The sequence below is a fragment of the Dactylosporangium sp. NPDC049140 genome (assembly GCF_040648435.1).
Genome location: NZ_JBEZDS010000005.1, coordinates 65,366 through 86,230, shown reverse-complemented (window position 1 = coordinate 86,230; position 20,865 = coordinate 65,366). Strand labels below are relative to the sequence as shown.

General features: G+C 69.6%; 16 protein-coding genes. 7 read left to right on the top strand and 9 right to left on the bottom strand.

Annotation, left to right across the window (positions count from 1 at the left end; translation table 11 throughout):
• The first annotated feature begins 64 nt into the window (after nt 1-64).
• Entirely contained in the window at nt 65-1,264 is a 1,200-nt protein-coding gene (locus AB0B76_RS10955) for a Rieske 2Fe-2S domain-containing protein (protein WP_360372950.1), read from the top strand.
• Entirely contained in the window at nt 1,261-2,529 is a 1,269-nt protein-coding gene (gene codA / locus AB0B76_RS10950; protein WP_360372947.1) for a cytosine deaminase, read from the top strand. The genes AB0B76_RS10955 and codA overlap by 4 nt, the downstream gene beginning before the upstream one ends.
• On the opposite strand, the gene AB0B76_RS10945 is transcribed toward codA, so the two are convergent.
• The 3 genes from AB0B76_RS10945 to AB0B76_RS10935 all read right to left on the bottom strand — a co-directional run bounded on the left by AB0B76_RS10945 (nt 2,504) and on the right by AB0B76_RS10935 (nt 6,139).
• A complete protein-coding gene (locus AB0B76_RS10945; RefSeq protein ID WP_360372944.1) occupies nt 2,504-3,943 on the bottom strand; it encodes a cytosine permease in 1,440 nt (479 codons plus the stop codon). The two genes, codA and AB0B76_RS10945, sit on opposite strands and share 26 nt — an antisense overlap.
• A 243-nt stretch (nt 3,944-4,186) precedes the next feature.
• On the bottom strand, nt 4,187-4,630 hold the full coding sequence (locus tag AB0B76_RS10940) for a hypothetical protein (protein ID WP_360372942.1): 444 nt from the start codon (nt 4,628-4,630) through the stop codon (nt 4,187-4,189).
• 168 nt (nt 4,631-4,798) lie between these two features.
• Nucleotides 4,799-6,139 (bottom strand): serine hydrolase domain-containing protein, encoded by a 1,341-nt coding sequence (locus tag AB0B76_RS10935; RefSeq protein ID WP_360372939.1) that lies wholly within the window; start codon nt 6,137-6,139, stop codon nt 4,799-4,801.
• A gap of 375 nt (nt 6,140-6,514) precedes the next feature.
• Between AB0B76_RS10935 and AB0B76_RS10930 the strand changes: the two genes are divergently transcribed.
• Nucleotides 6,515-7,204, top strand: a complete 690-nt coding sequence (locus AB0B76_RS10930) for a TetR/AcrR family transcriptional regulator (protein ID WP_360373636.1) — start codon at nt 6,515-6,517, stop codon at nt 7,202-7,204.
• Here AB0B76_RS10930 and AB0B76_RS10925 read toward each other — a convergent pair.
• Nucleotides 7,192-7,875: a GNAT family N-acetyltransferase gene (locus AB0B76_RS10925; RefSeq protein ID WP_360372936.1), complete on the bottom strand. Its 684-nt coding sequence runs from the start codon at nt 7,873-7,875 to the stop codon at nt 7,192-7,194. The two genes, AB0B76_RS10930 and AB0B76_RS10925, sit on opposite strands and share 13 nt — an antisense overlap.
• A gap of 225 nt (nt 7,876-8,100) precedes the next feature.
• Between AB0B76_RS10925 and AB0B76_RS10920 the strand changes: the two genes are divergently transcribed.
• Complete coding sequence (locus AB0B76_RS10920) at nt 8,101-8,811, top strand: NAD(P)H-binding protein (RefSeq protein ID WP_360372933.1); 711 nt, start codon at nt 8,101-8,103, stop codon at nt 8,809-8,811.
• 341 nt (nt 8,812-9,152) lie between these two features.
• On the opposite strand, the gene AB0B76_RS10915 is transcribed toward AB0B76_RS10920, so the two are convergent.
• The gene (locus AB0B76_RS10915; protein WP_360372930.1) at nt 9,153-10,187 is read right to left on the bottom strand and encodes a sugar phosphate isomerase/epimerase; all 1,035 of its coding nucleotides are present in this window, start codon (nt 10,185-10,187) and stop codon (nt 9,153-9,155) included.
• A gap of 370 nt (nt 10,188-10,557) precedes the next feature.
• Nucleotides 10,558-11,385: an alpha/beta hydrolase gene (locus AB0B76_RS10910; protein ID WP_360372927.1), complete on the bottom strand. Its 828-nt coding sequence runs from the start codon at nt 11,383-11,385 to the stop codon at nt 10,558-10,560.
• Nucleotides 11,386-11,484: 99 nt separating this feature from the next.
• Between AB0B76_RS10910 and AB0B76_RS10905 the strand changes: the two genes are divergently transcribed.
• Nucleotides 11,485-11,859, top strand: a complete 375-nt coding sequence (locus AB0B76_RS10905; RefSeq protein ID WP_360372924.1) for a helix-turn-helix domain-containing protein — start codon at nt 11,485-11,487, stop codon at nt 11,857-11,859.
• A 672-nt stretch (nt 11,860-12,531) separates the two neighbouring features.
• A complete protein-coding gene (locus tag AB0B76_RS10900) occupies nt 12,532-13,992 on the top strand; it encodes a non-reducing end alpha-L-arabinofuranosidase family hydrolase (protein ID WP_360372921.1) in 1,461 nt (486 codons plus the stop codon).
• Nucleotides 13,993-14,116: 124 nt separating this feature from the next.
• On the opposite strand, the gene AB0B76_RS10895 is transcribed toward AB0B76_RS10900, so the two are convergent.
• Both AB0B76_RS10895 and AB0B76_RS10890 read right to left on the bottom strand, forming a co-directional pair.
• Nucleotides 14,117-14,899, bottom strand: coding sequence for an alpha/beta fold hydrolase (locus tag AB0B76_RS10895; protein ID WP_360372918.1), 783 nt, complete (start codon nt 14,897-14,899; stop codon nt 14,117-14,119).
• Nucleotides 14,900-15,054: 155 nt separating this feature from the next.
• Nucleotides 15,055-16,974 (bottom strand): transketolase, encoded by a 1,920-nt coding sequence (locus AB0B76_RS10890; protein ID WP_360372915.1) that lies wholly within the window; start codon nt 16,972-16,974, stop codon nt 15,055-15,057.
• Between the two features lie 458 nt (nt 16,975-17,432).
• On the opposite strand from AB0B76_RS10890, the gene AB0B76_RS10885 reads away from it, so the two are divergent.
• The gene (locus AB0B76_RS10885; RefSeq protein ID WP_360372912.1) at nt 17,433-20,126 is read left to right on the top strand and encodes an RICIN domain-containing protein; all 2,694 of its coding nucleotides are present in this window, start codon (nt 17,433-17,435) and stop codon (nt 20,124-20,126) included.
• Between the two features lie 362 nt (nt 20,127-20,488).
• Here the strand turns inward: AB0B76_RS10885 and AB0B76_RS10880 are convergent, their stop codons facing one another.
• Nucleotides 20,489-20,812, bottom strand: coding sequence for a hypothetical protein (locus AB0B76_RS10880; RefSeq protein WP_360372909.1), 324 nt, complete (start codon nt 20,810-20,812; stop codon nt 20,489-20,491).
• Between the last annotated feature and the right edge of the window lie 53 nt (nt 20,813-20,865).

Sequence of the window (20,865 nt, the reverse complement as noted above, 5' to 3'; positions counted from 1 at the left end):
CGGTAAGGGGTCGCGCGGAGCCGGTCGGCACCCGATCGAAACATCCGGGATGCAGACTGGGTCGGTGAGCCAGTGGACGCCCGTCGCGCGCAGCACCGACGTCACGACGCGGCCCCTCGCGGTCGACGTCGACGAAATGCCGTTCGTGCTGGTCCGCTTCGCCGACGGCGGGCCCGTCCGGGTCTTCGCCGACCGGTGCCCGCACCGCCTTGTGCCGTTGTCGGCGGCCACCCCGACCGGCGGGACGCTGCGCTGTGCCTACCACGGCTGGGAGTTCGGGCCCGACGGGCGCTGCGTCAGCATCCCGTCGGCACCCGACCGGGCCGTCCCGCCGCGCGCCGACCTTCCGCCGGGCCCGGCGGTGCAGGAGCGCGACGGCCGCGTCTGGCTCGACCGGGCGACGATCGCTCCGGCCGAGCCGCCGTCGCTGTGCACCAATGAGGACCCGGTCCTGCGGCGGGCGTGGCACCCGGTCGGGCTGGTCGCCGAGCTGCCCTTCACCGCGGAGCTGCTCGGCGAGGTATGGAGCGTGTATGAGGACCTGCACGTCGAGCCGGCGCCGCACGCGGTGACGACGCGCTGGGGCCTCGTCTGGCTGGCCCCGGAGGAGCCGCTGACGGAGCTGTTCGACGACCCCGACGACGAGGACCGGCAATACGTGGGCGCATGGCTACCGCCGGCCCGCACCAACGTGTCGGCCGGCGTGGTCGCGGACAACTTCCTCGACGTCGCCCATTTCCCCTTCGTGCACGCCGCGACGTTCGGCGCCGGGGAGGAGCGGGCCGTCCCGGCGTACACCGTGCAGGACGAGCCGGACGGATTCCGCAGCGTGCAGGAGCAGTGGTTCGACAACCCCGGGGATCCGGGAGTGCTCGACGGGACGCGGCCGATGCGGCAGCGGCGTCGTGCGACATACGTCTACCGCGCCCCGTTCCAGCTGATGCTGCGCCTCGAGGAGCTGGACGCGGGCGCGGTCAAGACGATCTTGTTCTTCGCCCAGCCCGAGTCGATCGCCCGGACACGCGTCTATACGAAGATGCTGCTGTACGGCATCGGCGGGGTCGAGCGGCCCGGGCCCGAGGTCGTCGCGGACGAGTGCGCGTTCGAGGAGGCCGTCCTGGCCGAGGACCTGGCGCTGCAGAGCACGATGACGCTGCCCGGGCTGCCGCTGCGGATGCGCGACGAGCTGCACGTGCGTGCCGACCGGCTCGGCGTGGCCCTGCGCCGCGAGCTCACGCGGTTCCGTGAAAGGTCGGGTCGATGATCGACCTCAAGCTGCTCAACGCACTCGTGGCCGGCGAGACCGAGCCGCGTGCCATCGGCATCCACGCCGGCCGGATCGCGTCGGCGCAGGAGCCCGCCGCGCGCACGATCGACCTCGGTGGCCGGCTCGTCACGCCGCCCCTGGTCGAGCCGCACATCCACCTCGACGCCGTGCTCACCGTCGGGCAGCCGCGGCCCAACGTGTCCGGATCGCTGTTCGAGGGCATCGCCGTGTGGGCCGAGCGGGTCAAGGACCTGACCGTCGACGACGTCAAGGCCAGGGCGGCTCAGGCGCTGCGATGGCAGCTGGCCAACGGCGTCCAGGCGGTGCGCAGCCACGTCGACGTGTGCGACCCCGAGTTGCGGGCGCTGCGCGGGCTGGCCGAGCTGCGCGAGGAGCTGCGCGGCACGATCGACCTGCAGCTGGTCGCGTTCCCCCAGCAGGGCATCCTGTCCTACGACGGCGGCCGCGGCCTGATGCGCAAGGCGGTCGACCTGGGCGCCGACGTGATCGGCGCGATTCCCCACTACGAGCTGACCCGCGAGGACGGCGTCGAGTCGGTGCGGTTCGCGTTCGCACTCGCCGACGAGCACGGACTGCGCGTCGACATTCACTGCGACGAGACCGACGACGAGCACTCGCGGTTCATCGAGGTGATGGTGGCGGAGACGATCCGGCGGGGCCTGACCGGCCGGGTCACGGCCAGCCACACCACGGCGATGCACTCGTACAACGCCGCCTACGCCTACCGCCTGGTCGCCAACATCGCCCGGGCGGGCCTGCACATGGTGACCAATCCGCTGGACAACGCCGTGCTGCAGGGCCGCTTCGACACCGGCCCGGTGCGCCGCGGACACACCCGCGTCAAGCAGCTGCAGGAGGCCGGCGTCAACGTGTGCGTCGGCCACGACTCGATCATGGACCCGTGGTATCCGCTGGGCTACGGCGACCCGTTGCAGGCGGCGTTTGTGCTCGCGCACCTCGGCCACATGAGCGGCGACGCCGAACTGCCCCGGCTGATCGACATGATCACCGTGAACCCGGCGGCCGCGCTGGGCCTCGAGGACTACGGGTTGCACGTGGGCGGCCCGGCCGACCTGGTCGTCTTCGACGCACCGTCCGCGGTCGACGCCGTGCGGCTGGTCGCGCCGCGGTACCTGGTGCTGCGGGCCGGCCGCGAGGTGGCGCGCACGCGGCCGGCCGAGACGACGGTGCTGTGGAACGGTGTCGAGGAGCCGGTCAGCTTCCTGCGGGAGCAAACGTGAGCGTTTCCTCGCGGTCCTTGCCGCCCTGCAGCCGGAAACCGATCCAGTAGAGGACGGCCGACACCACGAACCCGACCTCGAAGGTCGAGTCGCCGAACTGCTTGATGTGCGACGGCACCGGCCCGGTGTAGTCCACCTGCTTCGAGAACAGCAGGATCGACACCGCCATGCCGATCGCCATCGCCAGCCCGCCGGCCCAGGGGTTGTGCCGCCGGTCGAAAAGGAACCCGTCGACCTGCTTGCCCCGCCGCAGGTACCAGTCGGTGAGGTAGACGCCCAGCCACGGCCCGATCCAGTACGAGATGACGAGCAGGAAGCCCTCGTACTTCGCGCCCGCGTCCTTGAGCCCGGTCCAGGCCAGGATGAACCCGGCCACGCCGAACACCAGCGCGACGATGGCCCGCCGCTGGTTCAACGGGAGCCGTATGCCGAGCGCCAGGAAGGACATCGCGCCCGAGTAGATGTTGATGACGTTCGCCGAGACGGCCCCGATGGCGATGGCCAGCAACGTGATGTCGGCCAGCCAGGTCGGCAGGTGCTGGGTGAAGTTGCCGGTCAGGTTGTCACCAATGGGCCCGGCGATCGTCACGGACGCGGCCCCGGCCAGTTCCAGGACCGTGCAGGAGACGAAGACGCCGAGGCCGGCCCACAGTCCCACGGCCCGCTCGTTCGTGTCCGGCTTGAGGTAGCGCGTGTAGTCGGTGGCGTACGGGTTCCACCCGGCCGCATACCCGAACGCGGCGCCGACCGTCAGCAGGAAGCCTCCGATGCCGCCGCCGCCCCCCGCGACCGCCGCCCCGGGGTCGGCCTTGGCGAACGTCCAGGCGACGGCGAGGAGGAACGCGACGGCAAGCACCGGGAAGGCGTACCGCTCGAAGACCTGGACCAGGTTGTGCCCGAAGAACGCGATGACGACCTGGGCCACCACCACGATGAGCAGGCACGGCAGCTTGTCCAGGTGGGTCAGGGTGGCCAGCGCGAACGCGCCGGAGACACTGTTGACGGCAAACCAGCCGACGCCCGCCACGACGGCGTTGAGCCCGGCCGGGAGGACGTTGCCGAGGAAGCCGAAGCCGATACGGCTCAGGATCATCTGCGGCACGCCGGCCCGCGGCCCGCGCGACGACAGGATGCCGTGCGTGAGCGACCCGAGCCCGGTGCCCACCACGATCGCCGCGACGGCCGCCCAGAACGACTGTTGGAAGTACAGGATCGAGATGACACCGACGAAGATCGTGGCGAACTCCAGGTTCGGCGACATCCACGTCCAGAAGAGGTCCAGCGGCCGCCCGTGCCGCTCGGACAGGGAAATGAACTCGGCGCCGCCCGGCTCCACGGCGGCGACCTTGCGACCGTAGATCCCCTCGCGAACCTCGGCGGCGATGACGTGGGTGTCGGTACCAGATGCGACCATGACGGCCTCCACTCGCTACCCTGATCCTCAGCGTTGGTTCAATGTCCGTTCGAGTTGTGACCACCACGTTCCACAGGCGTTTCCGGTCGCTGCATTTGTCGGCCCGCCTACGGCCCGCAGCAGCGCGGCCCGCGGCGTCGGCCGTGGTGGCCAGGCCCGGGCAGCACCGAAACTCTGCACGAGCCCGTAGCCGCAACTGGTGACTTGGCCGGGTCGCCGCCCGGCCGCGTCCGCGGAATGTCGTCAGGCCGTACCGGAAGGGCTGTACTCGTCGTATTTGTGGTCGCCGCTGTTGGTCGCCCAGACGTGCACCCGGACCCGGGTGCCTTCCGGCAGCGAGTAGTTGCACGTCGTGAAGCCACCGCCGCTGGTGTCGCCGTGGCTCGTGTCGTCCCAGCACGGCGTGCTGTGGTTCACCCAGTGCAGCACGCCACTGGAGTCCGGCAGCAGCGTCTGGATCTGCGCCCACGTCCGCCAGCCGTCGGCGTGCCAGTCCTGCACCTGGACGATCTCGCCGTACGCGTGGAATACGCCGTATCCACCGGACGTGGTGCTGCCGGGCTTCTGCCAGTACGCCCACAGGTAATCGGTGCCGGAAGCCGACGCGGAACCCGGTGTGGCCAGGAGGGCGAGCGGTACTGCCGCGCAGGCGGCGAGGGCAGCGGTCTTGACGCGCTTTCCGATCATTTGGGGCCCCGTTCTCGTCGATGGAGATCATTGACGACACGCACGCTACGGCCGGCAGGCCCGCGCTAGCGATCGCGCGACACCCAACTTGACGAGAAATTGACGACCATCCACATAGGCGCCCACTGACGGAGCACCCTCATTGCCGGGACACACCCGAGTTCAGGCTCAGGCGGCCGGGAAGAACTGCGGGTAGAGGTCGCCGGTCGGCCACGACGTCACCGCGGCCGCCGCATTCCACAACGCCTGATCGATGTCGGCGTAGGTCTCCGACTCGGGATGCAGATGGTCGTCCCGCTGGTTGAACAGCGCCGCCCAGCTCCGCCCGTTGAAGCAACGCACCAGCCAGGTCCAGGTGCCCGGGAGGCTGCCGTTGTGCCAGGAGTTGTACCCGACGCCGCCCGTGGCCTGCCGGACGAACCAGCCGTACCCGTAGTACGGGTCGGAGGTGTTTGCGGAATCCGGCGGCGCGAAGGTGGCCGTCACCGATGTCTGGTTGAGCACGCCGGCCGGCTTCACCGGCAGATCGAAGATCGAGGCGAACCGGACCAGGTCCACGGCGCTGGCGAGCCAGCCTCCGTGCGAGTCCATGTTCTCCAGGTTGAAGCCGCCGTACGGCCACCGCACATAGGCGGGCCGCTCCTCGCTCGAGTCCTCCAGCACCGTCGGCGTCGGTTCCAGCGAGGTGTTGTAGACCGCTTCGGTGTTCACGTAGTGGGGCGCTTGGTCCAGGCTGTGCCCGAGCTTCATCCGGGTGATGCCCGTCGGGCCGAGCACCGCCTGCTGCACGTAGGCCGCATAGGCCATGCCGGTGACCGCCTCGATCACCCGGCCCAGCAGCAGGTAGCCGTAGTTGCTGTAGGCAAATGTGGTGCCCGGGTCGCTGGCCAGCGCGCGGCCGGAGTTGTACTTGATGATCTGGCGCTGGGTGACCGGCAACGGGGTGCCGAAGAAGGTGGCGATCGCCCGGTCGGCGAACATCGGGTCGAAGTGGGTGACCGACGGGTCGCCCCAGCCGCCGCGGTGCTGCAGCACCCGGCGCACGGTTGCCTCACCGATTTTGTCCGGGGCGGTCTGGCCGGTCGGCGGCGTCAGGTCGACCAGCGACCCGATCGGCGTGTCGAGGTTGAGTCTGCCCTCCTGCGCCAGCCGGTTGATCGCGGTGGCGGTGATCGGCTTGCTGATGCTGGCGATCCGGAAGAGTGTGGTGGGCTGGACCAGGTCGGGGGCCACCGGCTGCCAGTTCGGGTTGACGGTGTAGCCGGTCGCCTTGACCAGGCGGCCCTGATCGGTGACCGCGAGGGATCCGCAGGTGATGCCGCGCTGCTCCATGAAGCCGAGCATGGTGTTGTCGAACGACGTCATGGTCGGTGTGGGAGGCCCCTGGATCGACGAGTACCAGGTGGTGTCCGCGGTTCGGGCCGACGCCCGAGCGGCGGGCGCCAGGGCGGTGGCCAGTCCGGCCGCACCGGCCAGCTTCATCACGTTGCGGCGACGCACTCCGGTCATGCTGCTCCTTCCAGGAACTGATGTTTATCGATTAACGCGCCGCGGGCTGCGCGTCGGATCGCAGAGTGAGGCGGCCCGGGCAATGGCCATGACCATCGCCCGGGCGATAGCGATTTGACGGACGGCTATGGGTGCGGGAAGCGCGCGACCTCGGCTGCCTTCGCCGCGGGACGGTCCGCTTCGCGAGCCGAGGACCGGTAGGGCGGACGGTCGGTGCAGGTCAAGCGCCGCGGATCGGACCGGCGACGACATTTGGCGCGCTGCGCACGAACAAACCCACGTTGACCATGAACGCCCCCGAAGTTCTGTAGCATTCGCTCTAGAACGGACGCTAACACGCATCTGTAGGGATCGCTATAGAATGGCGGTGTGACGATGGGACGGCCCCGGTCGTTCGACCGCGCCGAGGCGCTCGAACGGGCAATGGCCGTATTCTGGGAATACGGCTACGACGCGACGTCGGTCGCGCTGCTCACCACGGCGCTCGGCATCGGCCCGCCGAGTCTCTACGCCGCCTTCGGTGACAAGCGTTCCCTGTTCCTCGAGGCCCTCGACCACTACCTGCACACCCACGCCGCCTACACCGAACGGGTGCTGGCCGACGAGCCGAACACGCGCGAAGCCGTAGAACGCCTGCTCTGCGAGGCCGCGGCCGCCTTCACCACGCCGGACCGCCCGCACGGCTGCATGGTCCTGAGCGCGGCAACCAACAGCTCCCCGCAGTCCGCCGACATCGCCGCCCGCCTGCGCGACCAGCGGGCCGGCCGGGTCCGAGGGCTCGAGGCCAGGATCGCCGGCGCCGTGCGCGCCGGAGAGCTCCCGGCCGGCACCGACCCCCACGCACTGGCAGCGTTCTACGCCGCCGTCCTGCAAGGCATGTCGGCCCAGGCCCGCGACGGCGCCACCACCGCCGACCTGCTCCAGATCGTCGACATGGCCCTCCTCGCCTGGCCCCGGCCCCGCCGACCGCCAACGGCCAGGCGACCGGTCGAGGCTGACGGACCGGCACCGAGACGGAGCTCCCCGGCTCGCGGGTCGAAGGAAGGCACCGTTCAGGACGGGTAAGTGTTGCCAGGCGTGGTTGCGATCAGGACACCGGCGACCGGCTGCCAGCCCAGCGTTGTGTACAAACCTTGACCGTCCTCGCTGGCGACGAGCATGCCATGTTCGACGCCTTCTTCGATCGCGGAACGGGCGAGCGCACTCATGATCGCGCTGGCCAGGCCCTTGCGGCGATGAGCCGGCACGGTTTCGATCCGGTCTGCGATCGCATCCGTACCGGTCAGTCCCATCGTCCCGCGTGCGCCGATCTCTCCCGACTCGTGGCGCATCGTGGCCGTGACCACGCTGCCGCCGAGGTGCGAGTCGACCTGGGTCAGGAGCCGGTACGGTTCGGCGGGCACATGCTGCGGATGCCGGCGAAGATCGGCCGTCATCAGCAGCTCCGAACTCTTGAGCACGATCAGGCCGGCGTCCACCAGAGCCGAGGCCGCCTTCGCCGGATCGGTGGTGGGCACGGTCAGCCATGTGACGGTGTCCTCGCCGGCGACAAGCTCAGCCAGCCTGGTGAGCGATGCGAGGTCCTCGTCGGCGTCGAGCGCGACATACTCGACGTCGCGGCCGGGCTGCATGCACCGGACCCGCAACCCACCGCCGACGTCTTCGGCGACGGGTAGCGCGCGGGCCACGCCCCAGCCGTGCTGCCAGCGGACAATGAGATTTCGCAGGTCGCTCACCCACACAGTAGATCACTTGCACCTGAGCGGCCGCTGGGCCCTGGGACGCGTTGACCCTGAGACCAGGCGCGCGCACGTATTCGCCGTTGGTGCGCTGCCTGGTGGTACGGGTCAGCCGCGCCGGGCCACCTATCCGGTAAGGCTGTGGGCGTCGCGAGATGCTACGAGTCACATATCATTCGGGACTCGTATCATCTACCATGCGTAGTACATGCCCATCCAGCCTTGAAGGACGTCATCATGAGGATCGCCATCTTCGGTGCGAACGGACCGACCGGCCGCCTACTCACCGACCAGGCAGTGCAAGCAGGACATGAGGTCGTTGCCGTGACCAGGCGACCGGCCGACTTTCCGCTCGATCACAAGCTGCTCAGCGTCGTGGGCGCCGATGTACACGACGCCGAGGCCGTGGACCGTTCGGTGGCCGGCGTCGATGCCGTGCTCTCCACCCTCGGAGTGCCGTTCGCCCGCAAGCCCATCTCCGTCTACAGCGACGGGATTCGCAACATCACCGCGGCCATGTCGCGGCACGGCGTCAAGCGGGTCGTCGCGGTGAGCTCGAGCGCCACCGTGCCGCACCACCACGCCGACGGCGGCTTCGTGATGAACCGGATCCTGCAGCCGATCGTCGTCGCGACCATTGGCAAGACGACCTACGCGGACATGCGCATCATGGAGCGGCAAATGCGCGACAGCGACCTGCTGTGGACGATCGTGCGTCCGTCGGGCCTGTTCGACGCCGCGACCGTCAGCCGCTACTCGCTGTACGAGGACCGGGCGCCCGGCATCTTCACCAGCCGCGCCGATCTCGCCGCGGCCATCCTCGAGCAGGTCGCGGACAACCGGTTCGTGCGCAAGGCGGTCGCCGTGACCACCACCGAGGGCATTCCGACGCTGTGGCAGATGATGCGCCGTGAAGCCTTCCAACGCGATTGAGCGGCTCGGCGACCGACCGCGCCGGTTGAGGCACCCCTTTGCAAGTGCCGCCGACCGTCCACGCGCGGCCGGTCATCGCAGCCGTCCGGTGGAGGCGAGGACGAGCGTCTGTGCGGCGGCACCGGCATTCGGAGCAGGTTGGCCGTCCGCACGGTCGGCTGACCGGACGCCGGGTCGCGCTGTCGCGGCTCGCCGGCGCGGGCCTTGCCCGCGTCGACTGAGCGGGCAGCCTTGTGTGCACTCGGCTGCCCGGCGGACTGTTTGACGGTCAGCGTGCCCGGTCCGGGGGCGACGAGGGCAGCGTCGTCGTGATCCTTGCGGTACGGCTCATCTGGCTTCCTCTAGAAGGTCAGGCCGGAAAGGTACTGGTAGCCGACACGGGCGGTGCTGAGGGCGTCGGCGGGCGTGCGGGGTGGGCTGCCGGCGTCATCACGTTCGATGATGAATTCCTCGATGCCCGCCTCACGGGCGTGCTGGAAGATGCGGCCGAAGTCGATCACGCCCTGGCCGGCGTCGGCGAACGGGGCTGTGGTGAAGCTGGTGTCGACGGTGACGTCCTTGACGTGGACCTGGCGGATGCGGCCGCGGTTGGCGTGGATGAGGTCGACGGGGTCGGCGGTGCCGCGCCAGGCCCAGTAGAGGTCGACTTCGAGGTGGACGAGGGCGGGGTCGGTTTCGGCGGTGATGATGTCGAACCCGGTGCGGGTGCCGCCGGCGGACCCGGGACCGGTCTGGCGGATGAACTCGAGGTGGTGGTTGTGGTAGCCGAGACTGATGCCGGCGCGTTTGGCGATGGCGCCGGCCCGGTTGAGGTCCTTGGCGAAGGCGTGGTAGCGGGCGGCGTCGCGGATGGGCTGGAAGGTGCTGAAGTCCAGGCCGAAGAGTGGGTTGACGATGTAACGGTTGCCGATGGTGTTGGCGTCGGCCAGCGCGGCTTCCCACGCGGCGGCGTCGAACGGCTGGGGGATGCCGACGTGTCCTGAGGTGGCCTTCAAGCCGGCGTTGTCGAGTGCCGTGCGGAACTGCGCGGCGGTACGGCCGACGAATCCGGCGTGCTCGACGTGTGTGTAGCCGATGTGGCGCAGTTCCGCGAGGCTGCTCTCCAGGTTGATGCCGAGCTGGTCCCGCAGCGTGTAGAGCTGAACGCTGATCCGGTCGCGCGGGACCCGGCCGGCGGAACCACCGCCGTGGGTACCCGGGGCGGTGTTGTCGGGGGCGGCGATGGCCGCCGACGGGTGGAGCAGCGCGGCAGTGCCGATCGCGGCGACGCCGGCCGCCGCGCCGCGGAGGAGCCAGCGGCGGCTCGTCGCGTCGGGAGCGGTGTGCTGGTCGGTGGCGGTCGGTGTGTCCGCGATCGGGTCGGGGGTGTGGGCCATCTGAAGGTCTCCTGTCGGTCGGGCGGTGACGTGGCGGGAGTGGGTCAGGCAACGGCGCGTGATGGATGCGCACGGCGGCCAGGGGTGTGTAGGGCAGGACGCCGGTGCGAGGCTAGGCACTAACCTTCGAACAACGTAAACATTTTTTCGCGCGAGCGAAAGATATGCCCGTGCCAAAAAAAGTTCGGTGCCACAGAGCAAAAGTTGAGACGACCAATGTCGCGAATCGGTCACAGAGCGCCCAACAGTCCACGCTGGTTGCGCTGTCTCGACGCGCCGTCGACGGGGCTCACCGCGGTACTGGAGGGTCGGCGCGTCGCCACCGACACCGCTGCGTTCGACCCGCGCAGCGCTGCCCGCCTCGACGTCGTCACCGGAAAGCTCCTTGCCGACCTGCGCGGTTGTTGAGGATCAGGTCCGCGACCGCGTCCGGGCGGTCCAGCGGGACGAGGTGGCCGCTGCGGGCGACGAGCTCGCCGGTGAGGTCGTCGGTGACCGGTCGCAGCTGCCGGTGCAGCAGGTCGCCGACGGTGTTGCCGCCGACGGCGACGGTCGCCACGGTCAGCCGGCCCGCCGCCAGGACCGCCTCCGCATTCTGCTGTGCCGCGCGGTAGTAGCCGAAGCCGCACCGCAGGGCGTCGCGGCCGGTGTACGCGCGGACGAAGGCGTCCCGGATCGCCGGCGGGACACCGCGGTGCTCGTAGGTGCCGGCGGTGAGGAACCAGTCGACGTACGCGTCCTCATGGCCCTCGAGGACCGTCTCCGCGAGCCCCGGTGCGGTGTGGAAGCCGAACCACCACGGCGGCGTGGCGAACCCGCCGGGCAGTCCGGGCAGCGTCGCTTCGAGGAGCACCAGCCGTCGTACCCGCGCCGGATGCAGCGCGCTGAGCACGAATGCGGCCGGCACCCCGGCGTCGATCGCCACGACGTCGGCGCGATCGATGTCGAGGGCGTCCAGTAGGCCGAGCATGTCATCGGCTCCGGTGCCGGCGTCGAAGCCGTCCTCCGCGCGGGCGCTGTCGCCGAGCCCGCGCAGGTCGGGCGCGACGACCCGCCGCGCCGCGGTCAGTAGCGGCAGGACCGGCCGCCATACCTGCCAGGTGTGCGGCCAGCCGTGCAGGAACAGCGCTGGCGGCCCGGCCCCGTCCAGTGCCACGTGCAGCTCGGTGCCGTTGGTCTTGATGGTGCGGAACTCCATGCCACTCCTACCGCGGTTACCATCGGTTACCTACTCAATCTTGGAGATCGTGGCATGACCGGACAAGACGGCACCTCCGCGTTACCTGGTGAGCCCGGGGTGACCGGGGACCTGTTCAGCCCCGCCTGCCCGACCCGGCAGCTGCTCGACCGGATCGGCGACAAGTGGACGTCGATGCTGATCAAGGTGCTCGCCGAGGCGCACCCGGATGAGGTCGGTTTCGCGCAGCTGCGCCGTCGCGTGCCGGGGGTATCCCACAAGATGCTGTCGCAGACGCTGCGGAGCTTGCGCCGCGACGGCCTGGTCACCCGCCGGGTCGAGCCGACCGTGCCTCCACGGGTCTACTACGCGCTCACCGACCTGGGGATGTCGTTGGACGCACCGCTTTCCGTGGTCCGCACCTGGGCCGAGCGGCACATCGCCGCAATCGAACAGGCGCGTATCACCTTCGGGAGGGAACACGACGATGGCTGACAAAGGCGCGCGGCGTCGAGGGCGGAGGATCGAGGGTGCCGGGCCGGAGCAATCTGGTCCGAGTCCGGATGACCGCCGACGTCGGTGACGAGGGTGCGCGGTGGTTGAGCCGTCAAGCCGAACTACCGTCCAACCAACGCGGTAGTGGATGAGCGCCCTGTCGATGCCCAGGGGCCGGGCACCGGTGGAGGCTGACGGCCAGCGTCACGAACCCCGTCCGCTCTGTTACCAGGTCCAGGTGAGCGGCGGTTTCCAAGTTTCTTGCCGTGGCCGAGCAACCTTCTCCTTCCCCCGAACCACTCAAGGTCGTCGAGTCGGCCGGGAAGGCTGAAGGAGAACCTGGACGTGCCCCCGTCACACCCGCGCCGCCCGTGGCGGCGCGCGTTCACGTCCGCCGTGTCGGCGGCGGTGCTCGTGGCCGTTGCCGGCTGCGCAGGTGGTCCGTCGCGACCGGCCGCCGGGGGTGCCCCGAGTGCGGTGGCCTGCCGCTGGACTGGTAGCCGGCATAGCCCCGCTCACCACGGCAACCCGGCCATGTCGAGCCGGCTCGATCGGTGCCCCTGACCCCCCCCGACTCGAGCGGAAGCACGCAGAGATCCCGTGGTGACGGTGCGAACCGGCAGTGACAGTGCTACCGCATTTGATAGACACCCCTGAAGGAGTACACCCGGAATGAAGACACAGCGAAGCAGACGACGCCTCGGTATCGCCGTCGCGGTGGTGACCGCGCTGGTCGGTGCCGGCGTGGCGGTGCTGAACATGACGGCCGCCTCGGCGGCGACGGTCGATACCAGCGCCTGGTACGTGCTGCTGAACCGCAACAGTGGCAAGGCTCTCGACGTCAACGGCGCGTCGACCGCGGACGGCGCCCAGCTCATCCAGTGGACCCGCACGAACACGTACAACCAGCAGTTCCAGTTCGTGGACGCCGGCGGCGGCTACTACAAGCTGCGCGCGCGGCACTCCGGCAAGGTCGCCGACGTCTACGGCAAGTCCACCGCCGACGGGGCTTCCATGGTGCAGTGGGCCGACAACGGCGGCACCAACCAGCAGTTCAGCCTCGCCGACTCCAGTGACGGGTACGTCCGGCTGGTCAACCGCAACAGCGGCAAGGTCGCCGACGTGCAGGGAGCCTCGACCGCCGACGGCGCCAGCGTGGTGCAATGGAGCGACTGGAACGGCAGCAACCAGCAGTGGCAGCTCGTCCGCGTCGACGGCGGCGGCACAGGGTGCGCGCTGCCGTCGAGCTACCGCTGGACGTCGACCGGCCCGCTGGCCACCCCGAAGTCGGGGTTGTCCGCGGTCAAGGACTTCACCAACGTCGTCTACAACGGCCAGCACATCGTCTACGCCTCCACGACCGACCTCAGTGGGAACTACGGCTCGATCGGCTTCAGTCCCTTCACCAACTGGTCCGACATGGCCTCGGCCAGCCAGAACACGATGTCCATCGGTACCGTCGCGCCGACGCTGTTCTACTTCGCCCCGAAGAACACCTGGGTGCTCGCCTACCAGTGGGGTCCGACCACCTTCTCCTACCGCACCTCGAGCGACCCCACCAACGCCAACGGCTGGTCGTCGCCCCAGACGCTCTTCACGGGCAGCATCTCCGGCAGCGCCCCCCTCGACCAGACCCTCATCGGCGACGACACGAACATGTACATGTTCTTCGCCGGCGACAACGGCAAGATCTACCGCGCCAGCATGCCCATCGGCAACTTCCCGGGCAGCCTCGGCTCGTCGTACACCGAGATCATGAGCGACACGCAGGCCAACCTGTTCGAGGCGGTCGAGGTCTACAAGGTCCAGGGGCAGAACCAGTACCTCATGCTGGTCGAGGCGATGGGCGCGAACGGCCGCTACTTCCGCTCGTTCACGGCCACCAGCCTGGGCGGGTCGTGGACCCCGCAGGCCGCCACCGAGGGCAATCCCTTCGCCGGCAAGGCCAACAGCGGCGCCGCCTGGACCAGGGACATCAGCCACGGCGACCTGGTCCGCACCAACCCCGATCAGACCAAGACCGTCGACCCTTGCAATCTGCAGTTGCTGTACCAGGGCCGGGACCCGAGCTCCGACGGCACGAACTACAACCTCCTGCCTTGGCGGCCGGGGGTGCTGACGCTGCAGCGCTAGTCGCTGTGGTGGCGTGTTAGGTCGGCTTGGTCGGGGGTCACCGGCGCGGTGAGCATGCGTCGGTGACCCCCGACGAGCTGCCGTCGGGTCTTCGGTACACCGTTGATTGTGTAGACCGTGCCGCTCACTTGCTTGCCGGGGGCGCGTTCTTCGCCAGGAAATCGTCGATGGCCTTGGTGACGGTGTCGGCGGCCGAGCCGGCGAACAGGGCCGTACCGTGTTCCGGCGCGCCCGGGACCACCAGCAGCCGGGGGCCGACGGCCGGCGGGGTGGCGTCGTAGAGCTGCTTGGCGTCGTCGTTGAACGGGGAGTCGTACTCCCCGGCGATGTACAGCACCGGGAACGCCGCCCCGGACGCCGCGCTGAGAGCGTCGGCGGAGGCGAAGGACACCGGGGAGGACAGGGTCACGACCGCCTTCGGTTTGGGGTCCAGTTTCGTCGTCGCGGCCAGCGACGCGGTGCCGCCCTTCGACGCGCCCATCAGGACCAGGTTCGTCGCGCCTCGCGTGCGCAACCAGTTCGCGGCCGACACGGCGTCTCCGACGATCGAGGGGCCGCCAGGGTGCTTGTCGGAGTCGCCCTCACCGCCGAAGTCGAACGCGAGGACGTGGTAGCCCTTGTCGGCAAGCTTCCTGGCGAACGGCAGCCACTCGCAGACGCTGCCTTGGTCCTGGTGGGCGAGCACCACGCCGGTGCCGCTGGTGCCGAACTCGACACCGCGCAGGACGGTACCGTCCTGCTCGGCCTTGAAGCCGACCGTCTTGCCGGGGCCGACCAACTGGGCGCAGTAGCTGGCGGCTTCAGGCTCGGCGGTGGTCGGGGAGGGGTGGGCGGGCTTGTCGGAGCCGCAGGCCGTGAGCGCGAGGGCCAGGGTGATGGCCGTGGTGGGCAAGGGGATACGTCGCATGCCTGGAGGGTATGGCTTCGAGCGAACTTTTGTCGGCCCGGTCACGTGGAGTTCTCGCCGCCCCGGGGCCCCACTGTCCAAACAGGACAGAATTGGCTCCCGCGAACGGACGAAAGGCTGACCTGGCTGGGCTTCACGACGGGCTTGCGTCGTCGCTACGCAGGATCACCGGTCGTGATCAGCGCCTGTGCGGCGGCGGCGATGTGGTCGGCGTCGATGCCGGCCCAGGCGAGGAGTTCGTCTCCGGTGCCGGAGCCGGGCATCTCGCGGACGGCGAGATGGGTGATATGCAGGTCGGGGATGCGGGCGGTGATGAGGCTGTCGATGACGGCGGAGCCGAGGCCGCCTTCGGGGTGGTGGTCTTCGGCGACGACGATCCGGCCGGCGGTGGCGTTCGCGGCTGCGGCGAGGGCAGCGCCGTCGATGGGCTTGATGGAGTAGAGGTCGATGACCCGTGCGGTGATTCCCTTGTCCGCGAGGGTATCGGCGGCGGCCAGGGCGGCGTGCAGGGTGACGCCGGCGCCGATGAGGGTGACCTGGTCGTGGTCGGTTTCGCGGAGAGTCTTGGAGCCGCCGATGGGGAAGGATTCGCCGTCGGGGTAGAGGACGGGGTAGTTGCCGCGGGTGGTGCGCAGGTAGCTGATCCCGCGGGTGGTGGCCATGGCGTCGGTGAGGGCGACGGTGCTGGTGGCGTCGGCCGGGTACAGCACGGTGGAGCCCTGCACGGCGCGGATCATGGCGAGGTCTTCGAGGCCCATCTGCGAGGGGCCGTCGGCGCCGATCTCGACGCCGGCGTGGGAGCCGACCAGGCGTAGGCCGACGCCGCTGACAGCGCCCATGCGGATGAAGTCGTGGGCGCGGGTGAGGAACGCGGCGAAGGTGGAGGCGTAGGGCCGGTAGCCGCGGACGGCAAGGCCGGTGGCGGCGGCGACCATCTGTTGTTCGGCGATGAACATCTCGAAGTAGCGGTCGGGGTAGGCCTTGGCGAACTCGGAGGCGTAGGTGGAGTTGCTGACCTCTCCGTCGAGGGCGACGACTTTCGGGTCGCGGGCGCCGAGGGCGACCAGGGCGTCGCCGTAGGCCTTGCGGGTGGCGACCTTCGCACCAACGTCGTACGTCGTCGCGGGCGGTTCGACCGGCTTGGTGGTGTGCGGCTGCGCTGCCCGGTCGGCGGCCGGGGCGCTACTGTCGGTGCTGCCGTCCGGCGGCAGGGGGCCGCGCAGGATGAGGTGACGTTCGCCGCCGAGTTCGGCGATCGCGCGGCCGGCCATGTCGGCCGGTAGCGGCTTGCCGTGCCAGTTGGGCCTGTTCTCGACCTCGGAGAAGCCCTTGCCCTTGATCGTCTTGGCGAGGATCACGGTCGGTTTGCCGTCGGTCCGCGCGGCCGTGGTGAAGGCGTCGTCGATGGCTTCGACGTCGTGGCCGTCGACGGTGAGCACGCGCGCGCCGAACGCTTCGGCGCGGGCGGTGTAGGCGTCGAGGTTCCAGCCGAGGTCGGTCTCGCCGCGCTGGCCGAGCCGGTTGACGTCGACGATCACGACCAGGCTCGACAGCTGGTAGTACGACGCCTTGTCGAGCGCCTCCCAGATGGAGCCCTCGGCCATCTCGCTGTCGCCGCACAGCACCCACACCCGGTAGGGGAACTTGTCGAGGTACTTGCCGGCCAGGGCGACGCCGACACCGTCGGGCAGCCCCTGGCCGAGGGAGCCGGTGGCCACGTCGACCCAGGGCAGGATCGGGGTGGGATGGCCCTCGAGGCGCCGGCCGAAGCGCCGGTAGCCGGTCATCAGCTCCTCGTCACTGATCACGCCGACGGCCTTGAACACGGAGTACACCAGCGGGGACGCGTGGCCCTTGGAGTAGATCAGGTGGTCGTTGCTCGGATCGTGCGGGTTGTCCCAGTCGTAGTGCAGGTGCCGGGTGACGAGCACGGCGAGCAGGTCCGCGGCCGACATGCTGGAGGTCGGGTGCCCGGAGCCGGCGCTGGTGGACGAGCGGATCGCGTCGACGCGCAGTTGGGCGGCGAGTTCGGCGACGGTGTCCAGGCCGGTTTCCGGGGTGGTGATCGTGGTCATGACGCTTCCTTCACGGTAGCGGTATCGAGGTGCGGACCTGACGGTCGGTACCGCTACCCGCGCGTGGCGGCGGGTAACGGCGGGCGGGTTCAGGTTTCGACGATCGGGGCCTCGGTCGAAGCCCTGGTGAAGCGGGCGCAGGGCGGCGAGTGTGGCCGCGCCCGGTGGACCCCCGTGCCCGCAACGGTACGCGTAAATATTTACGTTCTTGCTCCTGATACGTATGACGTCTACCCTCGGATCGAGCCGCTTGGGGAAGGGTCGTGCTCGGCCGGCGGGACCGCCGGCCGGCGGTCCGACACGTCGTGGCCGGCGCCTGCCGCCCGTGCCCCCGCGCACGACGTCATGCCTCCGCCCGGCCGCGTCCGCACGGAGTCCGTCCCCGCCGTCGCGGTCACCATCGATGCGTTGCTCGCGGCCGAACGACGTCGGTTCGCAGGCAGAGAAAGGACACGAGCGTGAAGTCCGCCCTTTCCACCGCCGGAAGGTCGTTGACGGTGCTTGCGGTGCTCGCCTTCGCCGCGCTGCTGCCGGCCGTCACGCACCAAGCGCCGGCCGCGGCCGCCACCCAGGCGGCGTACTACGTCGCACCGGACGGCAACGACGCCAATCCCGGGACGCTCGCGGCACCGTTCCGGACGGTGCAGCATGCGCGGGACGTCGTTCGCACGATCAACGCGAACATGACCGGGGACATCTACGTGTACCTGCGCGGCGGAAACTTTCAGGTGACCGGCACCATCGAGTTCACGCCGAACGACTCCGGGACGAACGGCTACCGGATCATCTACGCCGCCTACCCGAACGAGACGCCCGTGCTGACCGGCGGCGTCCAGGTCACCGGGTGGACGCAGCACAGCGGGAACATCTGGAAGGCCCCGCTCGATCGCGGCAACAAGCTGCGGGCGCTCTACGTCAACGGCAAGCGGGCGTACATGGCGGCCAAGACGATCAACTCGGCGGGGTGCTACGGCACGTACAGCGTCACCGCCGGGCAGGCACCCTGGGCGTGGGAGTCCGGCTCGGAGTGCGACGGGGCCAAGTACAGTCTGGCCGACTTCCCGGCCATCTCCCGCAATCAGGACGACCTCGAGATCGAGACGGCCACGACCTGGACCACGGCCATCGTGGGCGTCCGCCAGGTCACCACGAGCTCCGACGGCGCCAACCGGGTGGCCCTCTTCCAGCAACCGGGCGCGGCCATCGCGCAGGGCGCGTACAACGGCGACGCCCAGGCCGGCGGCAGCCACAAGGTGATGAACGCCTACGAGTTCCTGGACACGCCGGGCGAGTTCTACTTCGACAAGACCAGCCGGACGCTGTACTACTACAAGTCCGGCTCCGAGGACATGACGACGGCGACGGTCTTCGCGCCGAACAACGTGTCCACCGTGCTACGGGTCGCCGGCACGTCCACGAGCAGCCACGTCCGCAACCTCACGTTCACCGGGCTCACCGTCGAGCACTCCGACTGGAACCTGGTCAACGTGGCCGGCTCGGTGTTCAAGCAGGCGCAGCAGGGCAACCTCAGCTCCTTCGTGTACGCCAAGCGGAACTTCCACGACTACTACTACCGCAACGTCGACGTCGCGCCCGGCATCATCCAGGTCGAGAACGCCGACGGGATCCTGCTGGAGCGCAACCGGATCGAGCACACCGGCGCCGACGGGATCAACATGGTCAACGACGTGCAGAACACGCGGCTGATCGGGAACTACACCAACGACATCGCCGGATCCGCGGTCACGGTGGGCCATCCGCAGCACGTCTACATCGGCGACGCCACGCCGACCAACGGCGAGAAGTACTCCACCCAGGCCGAGGGCCTGTGCAAGAACATCGAGATCAGGAACAACTACATCTACGACAGCGCCGTGCTGTTCAACGGGCACAGCCCCATCTCGGCGTACTTCGCCGACACGCTGAGCATCCAGCACAACCGGATCGAGAAGGCTCCGTGGTCGGGCATCACCCTCGGCTGGGGCTGGTGGAACTTCGACGGGTCCTCGGGCTCGGTCGCACCCAACCGGCCGACCACCACGGCGCGGAACAACACCATCAGCTACAACCACATCATCGACACGGTCCAACGCCTCAGCGACACGGCGCCCATCTACACGCTCGGCAGCCAGCCCGGCACCACGGTCACCAACAACTACCTCGACGGCGTGCCGGCCGGCCACAAGTACGGACTCCACCCGGACGAGGGCTCGGCGTACATCACCTTCCGGGACAACGTGCTGAGCGTCGACAAGAACGTCACGTGGCTCATCAACTCCGACGACTTCGGACGCAAGCACGACCTGAGCATCACGCAGACGTACGGGCCCATCAACAAGGTCTCGAACAAGAACCTGCCGAACAGCACCGTTCAGGACATCCTCGTCTCGTCCGACTACGTCTGGCCGGCGGCGGCGTACGGCATCGCCGCGAACTCCGGGCTCGAGGACGCGTACCGCGACATCATCCCGTCGGGCCGGGTGTCGCTGCCGGACTACGCGCTGCCGGCGAGCACGTTCGTGGGCGCCGGCGCGACGCCGATCCCGATCCGCGGCACCGGCGACGCGACCAGGACGGTCTGGCTGGCCCCGTCCGGCACGACCACCTTCACGGCCGGCCCGACGATGACCCGGGCGGGCGGCACCGCGACGTCCATCGCCGTGCCGACGTCACCGGGGGAGTACCGGCTCTTCGTGGTGGACGCCCAGGGGAACCGGTCGGCCGAGTCGAAGTGGATCGTCCGGCAGCAGGGCGGCGGCGGGCAGGGCGCCACGATCGTGGGCGCGGCGTCCGGCCGGTGCATCGACATCAGCGGGGCGTCGACGACCAACGGCGCGCAGGCCCAGCTGTGGGACTGCCACGGCGGCACCAACCAGCGCTTCACCTACACGTCCGGCAAGCAGCTGCAGGTGTACGGCAACAAGTGCCTCGACGCCTCCAACCGGGGAACCACCAACGGCACCGCCGTGGTGATCTGGGATTGCAACGGTCAAACCAACCAGCAGTGGAACGTCAACGCCAACGGCACCATCACGGGTCAGCAGTCCGGGCTGTGCCTGGACGCCAACGGCGCCGGCACCGCCAACGGCACGAAGATCATTCTCTGGTCGTGCAGCGGCGCCGCCAACCAGCAGTGGAGCCTGCGCAGCTGACGTTGCTGCCCTGATCGAGTCAACCGCGCGGCCGGCCGGGGATCGTCCGGCCGGCCGACGCGTACCACCGCCCGGATCGCGCGCAGGTGGGCGGCGACCTCCTTGTCGGGGCGCTGGCCGAGGACCAGGTGCCCGTCGGCCGCCCAGCGGGTGCGCCGCAGCGCCGTGCACCGCCCGCGCGGCGTACGTCGGCCGACCGCCGAGCCGGAGTACTTCAGCACCAGGCGGTCGCCGTGCCGCACCAGGAACGGGCCCTCGGCGACGTCGTCGTTCCATCCGTACGCCGCGGCGACGAGGCGGACCGGGCCGCTGGTCAGTCGCCACGGGTCGGCGGGGTCGATCGGCGCCCCGGACCGAACCGGTCAGCACCCCGGGTAGAACATGGACAGTACGGACAACAGGGCGAGTACCGCCCAGCCCGCGCGCAGCGCCGCCCAGTACCCCGGCGGCGGCTTGGCCAGCCACGACAGCCCGAACGCGGCGCCGAGCAGTACGAGCTGGGCGATGCCGTAGGTGAGGATCAGCGCGGTGAGCAGCTCGAACCGCCCGCTGGGATCGAGCGACGACCCACACCCCAGCCCGTCACCGTGCGAGCGCATGACAACGAACGCCGCGGCGTCGGCGAGCCCGTTACCGACAATGGCGACCGCGACGCCGAGCAGCGACTGGAGGAAGCGAGGCGACATCGCCGCCGATCTTAGGCCGTCCTGCCCCGGTTCCGGCACTGGCCTCTTCCGGC